Origin of the sequence: Streptomyces aculeolatus (genome assembly GCF_020400605.1) — a bacterium.
Taxonomy (GTDB): domain Bacteria; phylum Actinomycetota; class Actinomycetes; order Streptomycetales; family Streptomycetaceae; genus Streptomyces; species Streptomyces aculeolatus.
Window position 1 is genome coordinate 72,897 of the sequence record NZ_JAINRD010000011.1, and the last position, 16,804, is coordinate 89,700.

Annotated in this window: 15 protein-coding genes; 8 read left to right on the plus strand and 7 right to left on the minus strand. The window is 75.3% G+C overall.

The annotated features are described in order from the left end of the window. The first annotated feature begins 42 nt into the window (after nucleotides 1–42). Nucleotides 43–693: a winged helix-turn-helix domain-containing protein gene (locus LG396_RS19680; RefSeq protein WP_225795765.1), complete on the plus strand. Its 651-nt coding sequence runs from the start codon at nucleotides 43–45 to the stop codon at nucleotides 691–693. Continuing rightward, complete coding sequence (locus LG396_RS19685) at nucleotides 690–1,991, plus strand: MFS transporter (protein ID WP_225795766.1); 1,302 nt, start codon at nucleotides 690–692, stop codon at nucleotides 1,989–1,991. Before LG396_RS19680 ends, LG396_RS19685 begins: the two co-directional genes overlap by 4 nt. Before the next feature lie 27 nt (nucleotides 1,992–2,018). Here LG396_RS19685 and LG396_RS19690 read toward each other — a convergent pair whose 3' ends face one another. Next, nucleotides 2,019–2,804 (minus strand): IclR family transcriptional regulator domain-containing protein, encoded by a 786-nt coding sequence (locus LG396_RS19690; RefSeq protein ID WP_225795767.1) that lies wholly within the window; start codon nucleotides 2,802–2,804, stop codon nucleotides 2,019–2,021. 92 nt (nucleotides 2,805–2,896) lie between these two features. Here LG396_RS19690 and LG396_RS19695 point away from each other — a divergent pair, with 92 nt between their 5' ends. Next, the gene (locus LG396_RS19695; RefSeq protein WP_225795768.1) at nucleotides 2,897–4,357 is read left to right on the plus strand and encodes an aldehyde dehydrogenase family protein; all 1,461 of its coding nucleotides are present in this window, start codon (nucleotides 2,897–2,899) and stop codon (nucleotides 4,355–4,357) included. An 80-nt stretch (nucleotides 4,358–4,437) separates the two neighbouring features. On the opposite strand, the gene LG396_RS19700 is transcribed toward LG396_RS19695, so the two are convergent. Both LG396_RS19700 and LG396_RS19705 read right to left on the minus strand, forming a co-directional pair. Next, entirely contained in the window at nucleotides 4,438–5,214 is a 777-nt protein-coding gene (locus tag LG396_RS19700; RefSeq protein ID WP_225795769.1) for a CoA-transferase subunit beta, read from the minus strand. Continuing rightward, nucleotides 5,211–6,026 (minus strand): CoA transferase subunit A, encoded by an 816-nt coding sequence (locus tag LG396_RS19705; RefSeq protein WP_018837450.1) that lies wholly within the window; start codon nucleotides 6,024–6,026, stop codon nucleotides 5,211–5,213. Before LG396_RS19705 ends, LG396_RS19700 begins: the two co-directional genes overlap by 4 nt. Before the next feature lie 150 nt (nucleotides 6,027–6,176). Between LG396_RS19705 and LG396_RS19710 the strand changes: the two genes are divergently transcribed. Both LG396_RS19710 and LG396_RS19715 read left to right on the plus strand, forming a co-directional pair. Further along, nucleotides 6,177–6,905, plus strand: coding sequence for a class I SAM-dependent methyltransferase (locus LG396_RS19710; protein ID WP_225795770.1), 729 nt, complete (start codon nucleotides 6,177–6,179; stop codon nucleotides 6,903–6,905). Nucleotides 6,906–7,105: 200 nt separating this feature from the next. Continuing rightward, complete coding sequence (locus LG396_RS19715) at nucleotides 7,106–7,942, plus strand: Sco1979 family transcriptional regulator (RefSeq protein WP_018837448.1); 837 nt, start codon at nucleotides 7,106–7,108, stop codon at nucleotides 7,940–7,942. Nucleotides 7,943–7,967: 25 nt separating this feature from the next. On the opposite strand, the gene rox is transcribed toward LG396_RS19715, so the two are convergent. The 3 genes from rox to LG396_RS19730 all read right to left on the minus strand — a co-directional run bounded on the left by rox (nucleotide 7,968) and on the right by LG396_RS19730 (nucleotide 11,304). Beyond that, nucleotides 7,968–9,422, minus strand: coding sequence for a rifampin monooxygenase (gene rox / locus LG396_RS19720; protein WP_225795771.1), 1,455 nt, complete (start codon nucleotides 9,420–9,422; stop codon nucleotides 7,968–7,970). Nucleotides 9,423–9,621: 199 nt separating this feature from the next. Beyond that, nucleotides 9,622–10,647 carry an Acg family FMN-binding oxidoreductase gene (locus tag LG396_RS19725; RefSeq protein WP_225795772.1) on the minus strand — a complete coding sequence of 342 codons (1,026 nt, stop codon included), beginning with the start codon at nucleotides 10,645–10,647 and terminating at the stop codon, nucleotides 9,622–9,624. A 69-nt stretch (nucleotides 10,648–10,716) separates the two neighbouring features. Next, nucleotides 10,717–11,304 (minus strand): TetR/AcrR family transcriptional regulator, encoded by a 588-nt coding sequence (locus LG396_RS19730; protein WP_018837445.1) that lies wholly within the window; start codon nucleotides 11,302–11,304, stop codon nucleotides 10,717–10,719. 139 nt (nucleotides 11,305–11,443) lie between these two features. Here LG396_RS19730 and LG396_RS19735 point away from each other — a divergent pair, with 139 nt between their 5' ends. Beyond that, complete coding sequence (locus LG396_RS19735) at nucleotides 11,444–12,922, plus strand: cytochrome P450 (RefSeq protein WP_225795773.1); 1,479 nt, start codon at nucleotides 11,444–11,446, stop codon at nucleotides 12,920–12,922. Here the strand turns inward: LG396_RS19735 and LG396_RS19740 are convergent. Beyond that, nucleotides 12,919–14,004 carry a DUF6777 domain-containing protein gene (locus tag LG396_RS19740; protein WP_225795774.1) on the minus strand — a complete coding sequence of 362 codons (1,086 nt, stop codon included), beginning with the start codon at nucleotides 14,002–14,004 and terminating at the stop codon, nucleotides 12,919–12,921. The genes LG396_RS19735 and LG396_RS19740 overlap by 4 nt on opposite strands. A gap of 192 nt (nucleotides 14,005–14,196) precedes the next feature. Here LG396_RS19740 and LG396_RS19745 point away from each other — a divergent pair, with 192 nt between their 5' ends. Together LG396_RS19745 and LG396_RS19750 are read left to right on the plus strand one after the other, a co-directional pair. Next, a complete protein-coding gene (locus LG396_RS19745) occupies nucleotides 14,197–14,604 on the plus strand; it encodes a DnaJ family domain-containing protein (protein ID WP_100298503.1) in 408 nt (135 codons plus the stop codon). A 386-nt stretch (nucleotides 14,605–14,990) separates the two neighbouring features. Further along, entirely contained in the window at nucleotides 14,991–16,778 is a 1,788-nt protein-coding gene (locus LG396_RS19750; protein ID WP_225795775.1) for a sulfatase-like hydrolase/transferase, read from the plus strand. Nucleotides 16,779–16,804 lie beyond the last annotated feature (26 nt).

Sequence of the window (16,804 nt, forward strand, 5' to 3'; positions counted from 1 at the left end):
GTGGGCTTCTAAAGAAACCTTTCTAAAGATATCTTTTGATACATGCCCGACCGCATCGACCTCACCGACGCCCGCGCCCTGCGCGCCTACGCCCACCCCACCCGGATGGAGCTGGTCGGCCTGCTCCGCCGGCACGGGCCGCTCACCGCCACCCGGGCCGCCGAGCTGACCGGGGAGTCCGTCGCCGGGTGCTCGTACCACCTGCGGATGCTCGCCAAGTACGGCCTCGTCGAGCAGAGCGGCGGCGGGCGGGGGCGGGAGAAGCCGTGGCGGGCCACGGCGCGTACGACCCACTGGGAGGCCGCGTACGACGACCCGTCCGCGACCGAGGCCGTCGGGGACCTGACGATGGCGCAGGTGGAGGCGTACGTGCGGAAGCTGGGCGCGGCGCTCGCGGACCGCCACCGGCTGCCGCGGGAGTGGCAGGCCGCCGAGTACTCCGGCGACTGGAGCCTGTACCTCACCCCGGAGGAGCTGACCGGGCTGACGGAGGAGATGACCCGGCTGCTGTCCCGCTACGACGACCGCTTCGCCGACCCGGCGCGCCGCCCGGAGGGCGCCCGGCTGGTCAGCATGCTGCGCCTGGCCTTCGTCGCCCCCCAGGACCCCGAGGAGCCGCCGGCCGCGGCGGACCCGGCGGCCCCGCCCCCCGACCCCCCGCAGCCCGCGCAGCCCGCGCAGCCCGCGCCGTGAGACGCCCGCGCCGCCTCCCCGCCGTACCGCACCTGCTGCGCGACCGCCCCTTCCGCCGCTACTGGGCCGCCCAGAGCGTCTCCCTCCTCGGCGACGAGGTCCACCGCATCGCCCTCCCCCTCGCCGCCGTGCTGCTGCTCGGCGCCGGCGCCGCCGACATGGGCCTGCTCACCGCCGCGGCCCTGCTGCCCGCGCTGCTGTTCTCGATCCCCGCCGGCGCCTGGGCCGACCGCCGGCGCAGCCGCCGCCGGGTGATGATCGCCGCCGACCTCGGCCGGATGGCGGCCGTCGCCTCCGTGCCCGCGGCGTACGCCCTCGACGCGCTGACCCTCACGCACCTGTACGCGGCGGCCTTCGCGGTCGGCACCCTCGGCGCGCTGTTCAACGTCTGCGCCGGCACCGTGTACGTCGCCCTGCTGCCCGTCGAGCGCTACGTCCAGGGCAGCTCGCTGCTCAACGGCAGCCGGGCACTGGCGTTCACGGCCGGGCCGGGTCTCGGCGGCGGTCTCGTCCAGGTGGCCACGGCGCCGTTCGCGCTGCTGCTGGACGCGCTCAGCTACCTCGTCTCCGCGCTCTTCCTCGGCCGGATCTCCCCGGCGGAACCGCCGCCCGCCGCGCGGGAAAGAGGCCGCGCGTCCGCGGGCATCCGGTGGGTCCTGCGGACCCCCGCGGTGCGCGCCTGCGCCGCCGCGGCCGCGACCCTCAACTTCTTCAACTTCATCTTCCAGGCCCTCTTCGTGCTCTATGCGACCGGCGAACTGGGCCTCGGCCCCGGGCTCCTGGGCCTCGTGCTCGGCGCCGGGGGCGTCGGCGGCCTGGTCGGCGCCGCGGTCGCGAGCCGGGTCGTGGCGCGGTTCGGGGTGGGCCCCGCGATGACCGCCGGGTTCGCCGGGTTCAGCGTGCCGCTGACGCTGATCCCGCTCGCGGGCGGGCCGACGCCGGTGGTCGCCGGGATGCTGCTGGCCGCGGAGTTCACCTCCGCGTTCGGCGTGATGATCCTCGACATCTCGGCCAACTCCTTCTTCGCCGCGGCCATCCCCGACGAGTTGCGCTCCCGCGTCCTCGGCGCCTTCCAGACCGTCAACTTCGGCGTCCGCCCGCTCGGCGCGCTCGCGGGCGGCGCGCTGGGCAGCGCGCTGGGCCTGCGGCCGACGCTGTGGGCGGCGACGGCCGGCGCGGCGCTGGCCGTGCTGTGGCTGCTGCCCTCGCCGGTGCCGCGTATCCGGCGGCTGCCCGGCGCGGGCACCGCAGGACCGGCCGCGGCGGAGGGCGGGGCGCCGGGGCCGGCGGCTGGGTAGCGGGCCGGCGTCCATGCCCTTCCCGCCTCATGTGCGGGGTCGGGTGACCCTCAGGTCCGCCTCTATTCTCGCGACGGCCGCCAGCAGGTGCGGCAGCAGGTCGCGGCGTACCGACTCGACCGAGTTCCGGCTCGCGTGCACGGGGATGTTGACCGCCGCGACCACCGCGCCGTCGCGGTCCCGGACCGGGGCCGCGACCGAGCGCAGGCCCTCCTCCAGCTCCTGGTCCACGATCGCGTACCCCTGCCGGCGCACCCGGGCCAGCTCGGCCCGCAGCGCCTGCGCCGAGGTGATCGTGCGCGGCGTCAGCGGGTCGAGGCGGGCGGCCGCGAGGCGCGTGTCGATCTCCGGCTGCGGCAGGTGGGCGACGATGACGCGGCCGACGGAGGTGACGTACGCGGGGAAGCGGGTGCCGACCGTGATCGCGGCGGTCATGATGCGGCTCGTGGGGACGCGGGCCACGTACACGATGTCCTCGCCGTCCAGCACGCACAGCGAGGACGACTCCCGCACCTCGGCGACCAGCCGTTCGAGGTGCGGTTCCGCGATCTCCGGGAGCGAGAAGCTCGACAGGTAGGCGTAGCCCAGCTCCAGCACGCGCGGGGTGAGGCGGAAGAGGCGGCCGTCGCTCTGGACGTAGCCGAGGTCGACCAGGGTGAGCAGGAAGCGGCGGGCCGCGGCGCGCGTGAGGTCGCACTGGCGGGCGACGTCGCTGAGGGTCAGCTCGGGATGGTCCGCGTCGAAGGCGCGGATGACCGCGAGCCCGCGGTCGAAGGACTGGACGAAGTGTGGTTCCCGGCCCTGCACGTTCATATCTTGCCTCGCCGCTCGCGTCGCATCTATGTTCCCTGTGAGAATTGTCGTTCGCCTCGCGCACACGAGGAGTGGGCAGTGGAGGGGGAGTCATGATCGTGCACCGCAACCTCCAGATCGGCGGCAGGGACGTGCCGGCCGCTTCGGAGCGTACGACCGAGGACTTCGACCCGTACACCGGCGAGGCGTTCGCGACCGTCGCCGCCGCCGGCGCGGCGGACGTGACGCGCGCGGTGGACGCCGCCGACGCGGCGTTCGCCGCGTGGTCCGCGACCGGTCCTGCCGCCCGCCGGCGGGTGTTCCGGCGGGCGGCCGACCTGCTGGAGTCGCGCGCCGACGACGCGGTGGCGCTGATGGCACGCGAGGTGGGGGCGACGGGCCCGTGGGCGCGGTTCAACGTCGGGCTCGCCGCGGAGTTCCTGCGCGAGACGGCCGCCGCGATGTCCCGGCCGCGCGGCGAGGTGCTGGCCACCAACGAGGAGGGCGCGCTCAGCCTCGCGTTACGGGAGCCGCTGGGCGTCGTCGCCGCGTTCGCGCCCTGGAACGCGCCGCTGATCCTCGGCACCCGCGCGGTCGCCGCGGCGCTCGGCGCGGGCAACACCGTGGTGCTGAAGGCGAGCGAGCAGGCGCCGCTCTGCGGCGGGCTGTTCGTCGCCGACGTGCTGCGCGAGGCGGGGCTGCCGGACGGGGCGGTCGACGTGCTCACCAACGACCCCGCGGACGCCGCCGACGTCGCCTCGGCGCTCATCGCCGACGAGCGGGTACGGGCCGTGAACTTCACCGGCTCCACCCGCACCGGCCGGATCGTCGGCGCACACGCCGCCCGGCATCTGAAGCCGGCGCTGCTGGAGCTGGGCGGGAAGAACGCGATCCTGGTGCTGGACGACGCGGACGTGGACCACGCGGTGGCCGCGGCGGCGTTCGGCGCGTTCCACAACTCAGGGCAGATCTGCATGTCCGGCGACCGGATCCTCGTCCACGCCTCGCTGGCCGCGGAGTTCACGGAGAAGCTGGCCGCGAAGGCGGCGGCGCTTCCCACCGGGGACCCGCGCGATCCCGGCACCGTCCTCGGCCCGCTGATCAGCCCCGCGGCGGCGCGCCGGGTCGCGGGGCTGGTCACCGACGCGGTGGCGCGCGGCGCGACGGTGCCGGCGGGCGGCGGGGCCCCGGCGGGGGCGCTGCACCCGGCGACGGTCCTCACCGGGGTGCCGCACGACGCGGCGCTGTACGGCGAGGAGGCGTTCGGCCCGGTGGTCTCGCTGGCGGAGTTCGCGGACGACGACGAGGCGGTGGCGCTCACCAACGCCACCGACCGGGGCCTGACGTGCGGGATCCTGACGGAGAACGGCACGCACGGGCTGCGGTTGGCCCGGCGGATACGCACGGGCATCGTGCACATCGGGGACCAGACGATCGCGGACGAGCCGACGGCGCCGTTCGGCGGGGTGGGCGCGAGCGGCTTCGGGCGGTTCGGCGGGCGGTGGGGGCTGGAGGCGTTCAGCAACACGCGGTGGGTGACGCTGGCGACGCGGCACGCCCCCTATCCGTTCTAGTCACGCCCCCTCTCCGTTCCGGTACGGAGGGCAGGCCGCCCCGCACCCGGCCGGTCGGGGGGGCGGCGGTGCCGCACCGGTCAGGCCGCTCCCCCGGCCTTCAGGGCGCGCAGGGCCGCCAGTTCCGCCGCCGTCGGCTCCGGCGTGGTGCGTACCACCGGCGCCGTGCGCAGGTCCCAGCCCGTTGCCGCACGGGCCTGCGCCGGGGTCGCGCCCGGGTGGACGTCGGTCAGCGTCAGTTCCGCCGTGTCCGGGGCCGGGCGCAGGATGCCCAGGTCGGTGATGACCGCGGTGGGGCCGCGGCCGGGCAGGCCGAGCCGGGTCCGCGAGCCGGGGCCCGTGCCGTGGCCGATCGAGGTGACGAAGTCCAGGGCGGGGACGAGGCCGCGCCGGGTGTGGCGGAGTACGACGAGGACCTCGCCGCAGTGCGCCGCGATCTCCGGGGCGCCGCCCGCGCCGGGCAGGCGCAGGTCGGGGCGGCCGGGGGCGGTGCGGACGAGGGTGGTGTTGATGTTGGCGTGGCGGTCGAGCTGGGCGGCGCCGAGGAAGCCGACGTCGATCCGGCCGGGCTGCAGCCAGTAGTTGAACAGCTCGGGTACGGAGACGACGGCGTCGGCGGTGTCGGCGAGTTCGCCGTCGCCGATGGACTGCGGCAGCCGGCTCGGCCGGGCGCCGATGGCGCCGGATTCGTAGACGAGGACGAGGCCGGGGTTGGCGGTGCGGCGGGCCAGGTTGGCGGCGGTACTGGGCAGGCCGATGCCGACGAAGCAGGTGCGGGCGCCGGCCAGCGCGCGGGCTGCGTTGACCTCCATCAGCTCGTCTGCGGTCCACGCGGGGCCGGTCCCCGGCCGGGTCACCGGGGCGCTCCGCCGCGTACGTGCTCCGCCAGCCAGGCGGCGAACCCGGCGCGGTCGCGGGAGAGGGCGTCCCAGTCGCGGTAGTAGGCGTTGTCGCGTACGGAATAGCCCGCCGCGTACGAGGGGTGGGCGCCGCCGGGGACCTCGGCGACCGCGGTGACGGCCCAGCCCGGCAGCACGACCGCGCCGGGCCGCGGGCGCAGCTCGTCGACGACCTCCTCGACGGTGACCAGCGAGCGCCTGGCGGCGAGCACGGCCTCCTTCTGTACGCCGGTGAGCCCCCAGAACTGCACGTTGCCCGCGCGGTCGGCCTGCTGGGCGTGGACGACGGCGACGTCGGGGTTGACGGCGGCCACGGCGGCCAGCTCCTCGCCGGTGAACGGGCAGGTGACGGGGGCGACGGTGGGGGTGCGGGCGGCGAGCCCGGTGCCGCGGTAGCCGCGCAGGACGGCGAACGGCAGTCCGGCCGCACCGGCGGCGTAGCGGTTCGCCATGCCGGCGTGGCTGTGCTCCTCGACCTCCAGCGGCCGGGGCCAGCCGTTCTCGACCGCGTCGCGGAAGCGGTGCAGCGAGCCGACGCCGGGGTTGCCGCCCCAGGAGAAGACGAGCTTGCGCACGAGCCCGGCGCCGATGAGCTGGTCGTAGATCAGGTCGGGGGTCATCCGCACCAGCGTCAGGTCGGTGGCGCCCCGGCGGATGACCTCGTGCGCCGCGGCGAACGGGATCAGGTGGGTGAAGCCCTCCATCGCGACCGTGTCGCCGTCGTGCACCAGCCCGGCCACCGCGTCCCGCAGGGTCAGGATCTCCGCCACGCCGCCCCACTCCCCCGGATGTTCGCTCTGCGCACGAGAGTTCGTCACCACCCGGTCCGAGTCTGGGACGGGCCGTCCACGCATGTCAACGGCCCGTCACCCGGGAGACGTACGCCGCCCGCGGGCCCGGCGGGACTACGCTGATCACCGATGTTCAGTCCCGAGGGCCCGACCCTTCTCGAGCTGACCGTGCAGGCGATGTCCTCCACGGAACGCGGCTACGACCTGCTGGCGCCGAAGTTCGACAGCACCCCGTTCCGCACCCCCGACCGCGTGCTGGACGCGTTCGCCGCCGCCGTCGGGCCGCTGGGGCCGTTCCCGCGCGGCCTCGACGTCTGCACCGGTACGGGCGCGGGCGCCGGTGTGCTGCGGCGGCTGGGTGCGGAGCGGGTCGTCGGTGTCGACTTCAGCGCCGGGATGCTCACCGAGGCGCGCAGGGCGTACGCGGACGCCGAGGAGCCGCCCGCGATGCGCTGGGTGCGGGCGGACACCCTGGCGCTGCCCTTCGCGCCCGCCTTCGACCTCGCGGTGAGCTTCGGCGCCTTCGGCCACTTCCTGCCCCGGGAGCGCCCCGCGCTCTTCGCGGAGGTCTTCCGATCGCTGCGCCCCGGCGGGTACTTCGCCTTCCCGGTCCCCGCGCCGCCGCGGGTCGGGTCCCGGGGATACTGGGCGCTGTGGGGGTTCGACACCGTGATGCGGGTGCGCAATGCCCTGTGGCGCCCGCGGTTCGTCATGTACTACCGCACGTTCCGCCTGCCGGACGTGGTGGCGGACCTGGAGCGCACCGGGTTCACCGTGGCGACGGCCGCGCTGGAGGAGCTGGGCCGGCGGCCCGACGGCAGTCCGCGCGCCCGCGCGGTGCTCGCGCGGCGCCCCTGACCGTGCGGGGTGGCGGCCGGTGGGTGTAACAGCCGCGTACCAGAGGCATATTCAACTTCAACAATCGCTTTCCCTGTACACGTTGACTCCTTCGATGCGAGACTGAAGGGCGCGACCTGATCATCCTTGGGAGCCTGATGCACGCGCCAAGCATGTCGGAGACGAACTCTCTGCCTGCCCCGTCCCGAGGCGGCCCCACCGTGCGCCGCATCATCCTGGGCAACAACCTGCGACGGCTGCGCGAGCAGCAGAACATCACGTTCCAGGCCGCCGCGCGCACCATCGGCGCCTCGCAGCCGAAGCTGAGCCGGCTGGAGCTGGGCCGGGGCGGCTGCAAGGAGCACGACATCGCCGCCCTGCTGACGCTGTACGGGGTGGAGGACGAGGCCGAGCGCGAGCACTACCTCGCGCTGGCCCGCGGCGCCAACACCACCGGCTGGTGGCACCAGTACAGCGATGTGACGCCCACGTGGATGGAGACGTTCCTCGGCCTCGAAGAGGCCGCCTCGCTGATCCGCTCCTACCAGGCCCAGCGCATCCCCGGCCTGCTGCAGACCGCCGACTACGCGCGGGCGTTCGCCCAGATCGCGTACCCGAACGCGGACGAGGCGGCCATAGAGCGCCACGTCGACCTGCGGCTGCGCAGGCAGCAGATCCTGGGCCACGCCGACCAGCCGGCCCGCTACTGGGTGGTCCTCGACGAGGCGGCGCTGCGCCGCCCGCTCGGCGGGCGCAGGGTGATGCGCGCGCAGATCGAGCACCTGCTGCGGATCCTGGAGCTGTCCAACATCACGGTCCAGGTGGCCCGCCTGGCCACCGGCCGGTTCGCGGCCGTCGTCAGCCCGCTGACGATCCTGCGCTTCGCGGAGCCCGACCTGCCGGACGTCGCGTACATCGAGCAGCTGACCAGCGCCCTCTACCTCGACAAGCGCAACGACGTCGAGCGCTACCTGCTGACGATGGACGGCCTGTGCGCGGCGGCGGAGAAGCAGGAGTCGAGCCAGGAGCTGCTGGAGAAGCTGCTCGCCGAGTACTGAGCCCGCCGGTACCGGGCGCCCGCTCTCAGGCGGCCGGCGCGCCGAACCAGCGGTGCAGCTGTTCGTGCAGGCCGGTGGGGTCCTCGCCGGCCCAGGCGACGTGGCCGTCCGGACGCAGCAGCACGGCGGGCACCGCCAGGCCGTCGCTCGTGTCCCGCGCGTCGCCCGTCTCGACGGTGTCGGCCACGTGGTCGACGCGGTCCGCCCAGCCCGCCGCCGAGAGCCGGCCGCTCTGGTCGAGCAGCAGCCCGCGGCCGGCGCGCGTCAGCTCGTAGAGCCGTCCGTTCCGCTTGAGCCGCAGGTCGCGCAGCCGGCGGCCGAGCAGCTCGTGGCCGTCGCCGAGGTCGTAGCGGACGGCGGTCGCCATGATCTTCTCGATGACGCGGAGGTTGGCCTCCTCGATGTCCATCAGCTCGGTGAGCAGCCGGCGCACGGACCGCGGGCCGGGCTCGGTGGACATCAGCAGCGTCTGCGCGCGGGTGTTGTCCAGCACGTCGGCGGCCACGGGGTGGCGTTCGGCGTGGTACGTGTCGAGCAGCCCGGCGGGCGCCCGGCCGGCGATCTCGGCGGCCAGCTTCCAGCCGAGGTTGAACGCGTCCTGGACGCCGAGGTTGAGCCCCTGCCCGCCCACCGGCGGGTGGATGTGCGCCGCGTCGCCGGCCAGGAGAACGCGGCCCGTGCGGTAACGCGCGGCCTGCCGGGTGGCGTCGCCGAAGCGCGAGAGCCAACTCGGCTCGTACGCACCGAAGTCGGAGCCCGCGACGGCCCGCAGCCGCGCACGGAGTTCGTCGAGGGCAGGGGGTACGGAGCGGTCGGCGGCCAGTCCTGCGGCGGGCACGATGACGCGGTACGTACCGTTCGGGAACGGCGCGATGCCGAACCGGAGCTGGGTCCTCCGGACCTCGGCCACCGCGGCCATGACCTCGGCGCGCGGCGCGGTCAGCCGGACGTCGGCGATCAGCGTCTCGATACGGGAGGGCTCGCCGGGGAAGCCTGTGCCGAGGAGCTTGCGCACGGTGCTGTGGCCGCCGTCGCAGCCGACGAGGTAGCGGGCCCGCAGCTCGCCCGCGGCCGTCTCCACGGTCACCCCGTGCTCGTCCTGGCTCAGCCCGGTCAGGGCGCTGCCGCGGCGGATCTCGGCACCGAGCGTGCGGGCGTGCTCGTACAGCAGGCGCTCGATCTCCGGTTGCGGGATGCCGAGGACGTACCCGTGGGCCGTGCCCAGGTGTGCGGGCACCGGCTTGGTGATGCCGGCGAAGAACCCGCCCAGCGGGTACCGCTTGCCGAGCGCGAGGAACTTCTCCAGCAGGCCGCGCTGGTCCATCACCTCGATGCTGCGCGCGTGCAGCCCGAGCGCCCGCACCACCGCCGTCGGCTCGTGCTCCTTCTCCAGCACGACCACGCGCACGCCGTGCAGCCGCAGTTCGGCCGCCAGCATCAGCCCGGTCGGGCCGCCGCCGGCGATGATCACGTCGTTCATGAATCTCCCGTTTCCGCAGGTCCTGGCCTCGGCGGGAGATTCTGCAACACCCCCGGGGCCTTGCCGCAAGCCCCGGGGTGCGCTATAAGTTGAGAGTGGCAAGGAGTATGGGACTCCTTGCCGTTCGTCGTTTCCGGCCCCTTCGCGCACCCGCCGCACTCCCACCGCACGGCCCCGTGCGGCCGCGGGCGGCCCGCGGTCAGACGACCTCCATGACCTCCGCCAGCGGGCGGCGCGGCGTCGCCGGGCCACGCGGGCCGTAGCCGATGCGCAGCACCATCTGGACCTGGCCGACGTCGGTGAGCGGGTCGCGCACGAGCGCGCGCAGGTCGTCCCACTCCAGCGCCTCGCTGGTCAGCGATGCCACCAGGCCGGCGCCGGTGGCGGTCAGCAGCACGCGCTCCAGCGCCTGGCCGGCGCGCAGCCAGTCGGCCGGGCCGTCGTGCGCGGTGCCCAGCAGGGCGATGTTCGGTGCGGTCTCGAAGGGCGCGCTGGTCCGCCCCGGCGGCCCGTCGCGGCCGCCGAAGTCGCGCACCGGGGCGCCGCCGCCGCGGCGCCGGGGGCCGTAGGCGTAGCCGGGGACGCCCTCGTCGGCGGTGTCGGGCCACGGGTGGGTCCAGCGGGCCAGTTCCTCGGCGCGGTCCGGGGTCTCGGCGTCGCGCACCTCGGCGTCCTGCACCAGCTCCAGCAGGCTCGCCGCGTGCCAGGCGTCGGGGAAGACCAGCCTGGCGCCCTCGGCGCGCGCCGCCTCCACGAGGTCCGCCAGCTCACCGGGCGGTACGGGCTTCTCCGCGAACGGCCAGCGGCTGGAGTGCCGGCGCGGGATCTGCGGCGCCAGCCGGCCCAGCGCCGCGTCGGGCTCCCCGCCCGGTTCCCCGCCCGCCGCCCCGTCCGGCTTCGCGTCCCGCTCCGGGCCGGTGAGCCGGACGGCGGCGAGCAGCAGCGGCTCGTCCGGCGCGGGGAGCAGGTGGGTCGCGGCCCGCCACCCGGCGGCTGCCGCGGCTACCCGCAGGTTGCACAGCGCGGCGCCGCAGCCGACGTGCAGGGAGCGCCGCTGGGGGTCGGCGGCGGGCATGGCGCGGTCCAGGTCGGCGCGCATCTCGACGGTCCGGCGGGCGAGGTGGCAGCGGAAGCGCCACGGCTGCGCGTTGTGCATGGAGGGCGCGGCGGTCGCTGCCTGTACGAGTTCCGCGGCCCCGGTGGCGTCCAGTGCTCGCGCGGCCATGTCTCCCAGCGTACGACCGCCGCCCGCGCCCCACGAATCGAGCCGGCCGGGGGCTCGCGGCGACCGCGCTCAGTCCCCCCGCGCCCCCGCCAGCGCGCCGAGCAGGGCCCGGGTGCACACCTCCCGCACCTCCGCCCGCGACGGCTCCCCGCGCTCCAGCCAGTCCAGGACCGCCGCCGTGACGAAGGCGAGCCAGCCGTGGACGGCGAGACGCAGCGCCGCGGGGGCGGGGCCGTCGATCAGTCCGGCGGCGGCCTGGGCGTCGAGCACGGTGACGATCCGCCGCTCCTGCTCGGCGAGGAGCTGCTCGTGGATGTCGTGGATCTCCCGGTCCCCGGCGGCCGAGGCGCGGTGGAAGGCGCGCAGGCCGCGCGCGTGCTCCTCCGCGTACCGCAGGTACGCCTCCAGTCCCTGCTGCACCTGCCGGCCGACGGGCGTGGCGGGGTCCGGCTCGGTCATGCGCAGCAGCCGCTCGCCCTCGTGCCGGACGACGGCGGCGTAGAACTGCCGCTTGGTCGGGAAGTAGTGGTAGAGGAGCCCGCGCGAGACGCCGGCGCGCTCGGCGACCTCCTCGATCCACACGTCGTCGAAGGGCCGCTCGGCGAAGAGCTCGGCGCCGATCCGCAGCAGCTGCCGGCGCCGCTCCTCGGTTCCCATGCGGGTGCGCGGACGCCCCGTCCGCGTACCACGACCGCCGGAACGAGCCATCGCGCCACCTTACTCGACGCCTTACTTGACACCGGTTCAACAGTGCCGCACGCTGCGTACTGAATTGAGTTCAGTAAGGGAGGGCACGATGGCGAAGCCGTTCTTACGCACCCGTCCCGGACCCTGGCCGGAGCTGAACCGCATCCCCCACCCGCCCCACCGGGTGCCGGTGGTGGGCGACGTCTTCGGCATCGACCCCGCCACCCCGGTCCAGGACTCGCTGCGGATGGCCCGGGAGCTGGGGCCGATCTTCCGGCGCAAGATCTTCGGGCTGGAGATCGTGGTGGTCTCGGGCGCGGAGCTGGCCGCCGAGCTGGCGGACGAGTCGCGCTTCACCAAGCGCGTCGTGCTCGCCGTGTACAACCTGCGCGACGTCGGCGGCGACGGCCTGTTCACGGCGCACAGCCACGAGCCCAACTGGCAGCTCGGCCACGACATCCTCGCGCCCGCGTTCACCCGCGAGGCGATGGAGCGCTACCACCCGGTGATGCTCGCGATGGCCCGCCGGCTGACCGCCGCCTGGGACGGGCACGCCGCCGCGGGCACCGCGGCCGACGTGTCCTCGGACATGACGAAGCTGACCCTGGAGACGATCGCGAACACCGGCTTCGGCTACGACTTCGGCTCCTTCGAGCGCGCCGAGCAGCACCCCTTCGTCGCCGCCATGGTCCGCTCGCTGAGCCACGCCCAGGGCAGCAACGTGCCGCGGCCGCTGAGCCCGGTGAAGAACCGCGGGGGCGGCCGCAGGAACGCGGCCGACACCGCGTACCTCACCTCCGTCGTCGACGAGGTCGTACGGGAGCGCACCGAGCACCCCGACCCGGACGCGCAGGACCTGCTCGGCCTGATGCTCCACACCCGTCATCCGCGCACCGGGGAGCGGCTGTCGCCGGAGAACATCCGGCACCAGATCCTCACGTTCCTGGTCGCCGGGCACGAGACGACCTCGGGCGCGCTGTCCTTCGCGCTGTACTACCTCTCCCGCCACCCCGAGGTGATGGCCCGCGCCCGCGCGGAGGTGGACGAGGTCTGGGGGCGGACCGGGGAGCCGTCGTACAAGCAGGTGAGCAAGCTGCGCTACGTGCGCCGGGTGCTCGACGAGTCGCTGCGGATGTGGCCGACGGCGCCCGCGTTCACCCGCGCCGCGCGCACGGACACGGTGCTGGGCGGCGTCCACCCGATGCGCGCCGGCGCGTGGGCCCTGGTGCTGATCCCCGCCCTGCACCGCGACCCGTCGGTCTGGGGCCCGGACGCCGACCGCTTCGACCCGGACCGCTTCCTGCCGGAGCGGGTACGGGCCCGCCCCGCGCACGTCTTCAAGCCCTTCGGCACCGGCGAGCGGGCCTGCATAGGGCGGCAGTTCGCCCTCCACGAGGCGACGCTGGTGCTGGGGCTGCTGCTGCGCCGGTACGAGCTGCGCGGCGACCCCGGCTACCGGCTGGACATAGCCGAGCGGCTGACGCTGATGCCGCGCGGGTTCACGCTGGCGCCGGTGCGCCGCCGGCCCACCGCGCCCCGTACGGCGGCGGAGCCGGCGGCGGAGCCGGCGGCGGAGCCGGCCGCCTAGGTGTCCGCTCCCCCGGACTCGCCGGCGGAGACGCGCTCGTGGTCCGGGTCCTCGACGCCGCCCGGCAGCGGCGGTTCGGTGCTCGGCTGGCCGGACTCGGTGCCGGGCCCGTCGGACGGGCCCGTGGTGGTCGGCCCGGGGCTGCCGGTGGGCTCGGCGCTGGGGCTCTCCGAGCGGTCGCCCGGGCCCGGCGCCGGCGGGTTGAAGTGGTCCCGCGGGGGCTGCGGCAGCTTGCGGTCCTCGCCGGGCTGCCCGCCGACGGGCCGCTCGAACCACAGGTCCGTGTGGACGTCCACGATGACCAGTTCCGACAGCGCCCGGTCCGCCGGGGTGACCACGACGGTCCGCGACGGCCGGTAGCCGCGCCAGCCCGTGCCGCCGTAGCGGCCGTTGCCGCTCAGCTTCTCGGGCGTCGTCAGCGGGCTGCCGCTCGCGCACCGCACCCGCGGTACGCCCCGGTCGTCGACCAGCACCGCGGTGCCGGCCTGGAGCACCGACTGGAACGGGCTCGCCTCGCCGCCCGCGAAGCCGTGGCCGGTCAGCCGGGTGTCGGCGCGCAGCAGCACGGAGGTCAGCTCGCGCAGGTAGCCCGGCAGGTCCCCTTCGTCGACCCGGAGGGTCTGTGCGAACGCCGCCTGCTTGTCCGCGTCGCGGCCGAGGAAGCCGGCCAGCCTGTCGATGTCGCAGCTGGCGACGTTCCGTACGCCGCCGTAGAGGCCGTCCTTGCCGCCCGACACCGACTGGTGCCGGCTCGGCTCCGCCGGCGGGGTGCTGCCGGGGGGCGCGGCGGTGGGCGAGGGCGACGGGTGGGCGCCGTCGGGGGTCGCGGTGCTCGGCGTGAACGGGTCGTGCCCGCGGTCGGCGACGGGCTGCAGCACCAGTTCCGCCGCCGGGTCGGCGGCTGCGGCGCTGCCGCCCTGCCCGGGCGCGGCGCAGGACGCGGCGGCGACCGACAGGGCGAGGGCGGCGGCCGCGGTGCCGGCGAGGTGCACGGAACGCGGCAGCCGCGGCGCGGGGCGCGCGCGGCGCGGGACACGGCGCGGCGGCAGCGGTGCACGGCGCGCGGAACGCAGACGGGGCACGAGGGTCTCCCTATCGGGGCCGGATGAACACCTTCCGAGGCCATTGTCTGAATTGCGGCCATGGTCTCCGCCAGTCGGGCGCCGCCATCGGCGTGACGCCGCCCGCGCGCCGCGGCCCACGGCCCGGTCGTTACCGTGGAGGTGGGAGAAACGGCCGGCAGGCGACCGCCGGGAGCGGAGGGAGCACCGCACATGACCGAACGCAAGCCCCCGGGTGTGAGCTTCGAGTCCTGGGTCGACCGGCAGATCCGCGAGGCGGAGGAGCGCGGCGAGTTCGACGACCTCCCGGGCAGGGGCAAGCCGCTCGCGGACCTCGACCGGCCGTACGACGAGCTGTGGTGGGTCAGGGCGAAGATGGCGCGCGAGCAGTTGTCCGCGCTGCCGCCCTCCCTCGCCGTCCGCAAGGAGGCCGAGGCCGCTCTCGCCGCCGTGACCGGGGCGCGGAGCGAGAAGGAGGTGCGCGCGATCGTCGCGGAGGTCAACGAGAAGATCCTCGCGGCCCACCGGGCGCCCGCCGTCGGCCCGCCGCTGAAGCTGGCGCCGCTGGACGCCGACACGCTGGTACGCGAGTGGCGTGAGGGGCGGGACGGACGCAAGTAGCGGCTGCGGCACGCGGCGGAGGCAGCGCCTCCGCCGGGTCCCAACGCGCGCGGGAGCGTCGATCGTTGGTGGTAGGGTCCCCCTCGAAACGTCAAGCCGTACGCAAGCGCACGGGGTAGACGCAGTCCGGGGGGAACTGATCCGTAGGTCACCCCTGCGCGGCCATTCCGCCGTCCCGACCAGACGGCGCGGCAGTAGGGCGCCCGGCCCGTACCCGGATACGGGCGCCGTCGCACCGCTTCCCGGCCCGGTTCCGCCACGCGCGGACCCGGCTGCCGGACGGGCTCACCCCGGCGGGTGACGCGGCCCGGGACACTGCGCCCGCCCCGCCACCGCCTTCGGACGGCGCTGTTCATCGGCACCAGTCGTCCGAGAGGGGGAGCCGGTTGACCACCCGACGGCAGTTCCTCGCCGCCTCGGCAGCGGGCCTGGGCGCCGCGGCGCTGACCCCCGCCCCGCTCGCCGCCGCGCCGGGCAGCCCCCGCGGTGACCGCCCCAACATCGTGCTGATCGTCGCCGACGACCTGGGGTACGGCGAACTCGGCTCGTACGGCCAGGAGCTCATCCGCACCCCGCACCTCGACCGACTCGCCTCCGACGGCCTCAGGTTCACCGCGGCGTACGCCTCCGCGCCCGTCTGCGCGCCCTCGCGCGCCTCCCTGCTGACGGGCCTGCACAGCGGCCGGGCCCGGGTCCGGGAGAACCCGATGCGCGGCATCCAGCCCTCCATCGGCGACGACGACACCACCGTCGCCGAGCTGCTGCGGGCGCGCGGGTACCGCACGGCGTGCATCGGCAAGTGGGGCTTCGGCCCCGAGGAGCCGGACCAGCACAGCCACCCCAACTACCGCGGCTTCGAGGAGTTCTACGGCTATCTGACCCACCGGCACGCGCACTACTACTTCCCGCAGTACCTGTGGCACAACGGCCGCCGCGTACCGCTCGCGGGCAACGGGGACGGCGGGCGCGGCACGTACGCGCCGGCCCTGTTCTCCGCGCGCGCGCTGGAGTTCATCCGCAACCACTCCGAGGAGCCGTTCTTCCTCTACCTCTCCCCCAACGTGCCGCACGCCCCGAGCACCGTGCCGGACACCGGCGAGTACAGCGACACGGACTGGAAGCCGGAGGACAAGGGGCACGCCGCGCAGGTCGCGAACTTCGACGAGATGGTCGGCCAGGTGATCGAGGAGCTGTACGCGCAGCGCATCGCCGAGGACACCGTGGTGATCGTCACCAGCGACAACGGCCGGCACGAGGAGGGCGGCGTGACGCCGGCGCTCTTCCAGCGCGAACGCCCCCTGCGCGGCTACAAGCGGAACCTGTACGAGGGCGGCATCCGGGTGCCGCTCATCGCCTGGTCCCCGTACCGCATCCGCCCGGGCGTCGTGGACCGGCCGACGCCCCACATAGACCTGCTGCCCACCCTCGCGGAGCTGGGCGGCGCCCCCGCACCGCGGGACGTCGACGGGCTGTCCCTCGCGCCGCTGCTCACCGGCACGGGGCCGGCGCCCCGGCACGAGTTCCTCTACTGGTACCGCAACGAGCGCGCCTCCACGCCGCTCGCCCGCGCCGCCGACCACGACCGGATCGGCCGGATCTCCGAGGCGGTGCGCGCCGGCGACTGGAAGGCGGTGCGCTTCGCGCCCGGCAAGGACCGCGGGGCGCCGGACGACCGCTGGCAGGTCGAGCTGTACAACCTGGCGGACGACCCCGTCGAGTCCGTCGACCGCGCCGCGGACCGGCCGGACATCGCCGCCCGGCTGGTGGGGGTCATGCGGCGCGAGTGGCAGGACACGTACGACCGCGAGCCCTTCGGCGTACGCATCGGCGCCCCGCCCTACGCCGAGCCGGGCCGCACCCTGACGGTCACCGCCACCCTGCACAACGGGTCCGGCACCCCGTGGACCGAGCCGCGGGTGCAGTTGCAGGTTCCCGAGGGCTGGAAGGTGCGCGCCGCGACGCGCCGGCCGCGCGGCCGGCTGGAGCCGGGCACCGAGGTGGTCACCCGCTGGCGGGTCACGCCGCCCGAGGGGGCGCCCGCGGGCCGCTGGGAGCTGCGCGCGCGGGCCGTCGCGCGGTGCGAGGGCGGACCGCTGACGTACCGTACGCGCCTCGGAATGCTCACGCCGCCGGCGAAGGGCGGCTACTTCGGCGACCTGCCCTGGGTGGTCTGAGGGCCCGCGGCGTACGGACCGGGCGG

Bases quoted from the DNA above. Each gene is read 5' to 3' on its own strand.
- LG396_RS19680 (WP_225795765.1), top strand. From the start codon at position 43: ATGCCCGACCGCATCGACCTCACCGACGCCCGCGCCCTGCGCGCCTAC.
- LG396_RS19690 (WP_225795767.1), bottom strand. From the start codon at position 2,804: ATGAACGTGCAGGGCCGGGAACCACACTTCGTCCAGTCCTTCGACCGC.
- LG396_RS19695 (WP_225795768.1), top strand. From the start codon at position 2,897: ATGATCGTGCACCGCAACCTCCAGATCGGCGGCAGGGACGTGCCGGCC.
- LG396_RS19710 (WP_225795770.1), top strand. From the start codon at position 6,177: ATGTTCAGTCCCGAGGGCCCGACCCTTCTCGAGCTGACCGTGCAGGCG.
- rox (WP_225795771.1), bottom strand. From the start codon at position 9,422: ATGAACGACGTGATCATCGCCGGCGGCGGCCCGACCGGGCTGATGCTG.
- LG396_RS19725 (WP_225795772.1), bottom strand. From the start codon at position 10,647: ATGGCCGCGCGAGCACTGGACGCCACCGGGGCCGCGGAACTCGTACAG.
- LG396_RS19730 (WP_018837445.1), bottom strand. From the start codon at position 11,304: ATGGGAACCGAGGAGCGGCGCCGGCAGCTGCTGCGGATCGGCGCCGAG.
- LG396_RS19735 (WP_225795773.1), top strand. From the start codon at position 11,444: ATGGCGAAGCCGTTCTTACGCACCCGTCCCGGACCCTGGCCGGAGCTG.
- LG396_RS19745 (WP_100298503.1), top strand. From the start codon at position 14,197: ATGACCGAACGCAAGCCCCCGGGTGTGAGCTTCGAGTCCTGGGTCGAC.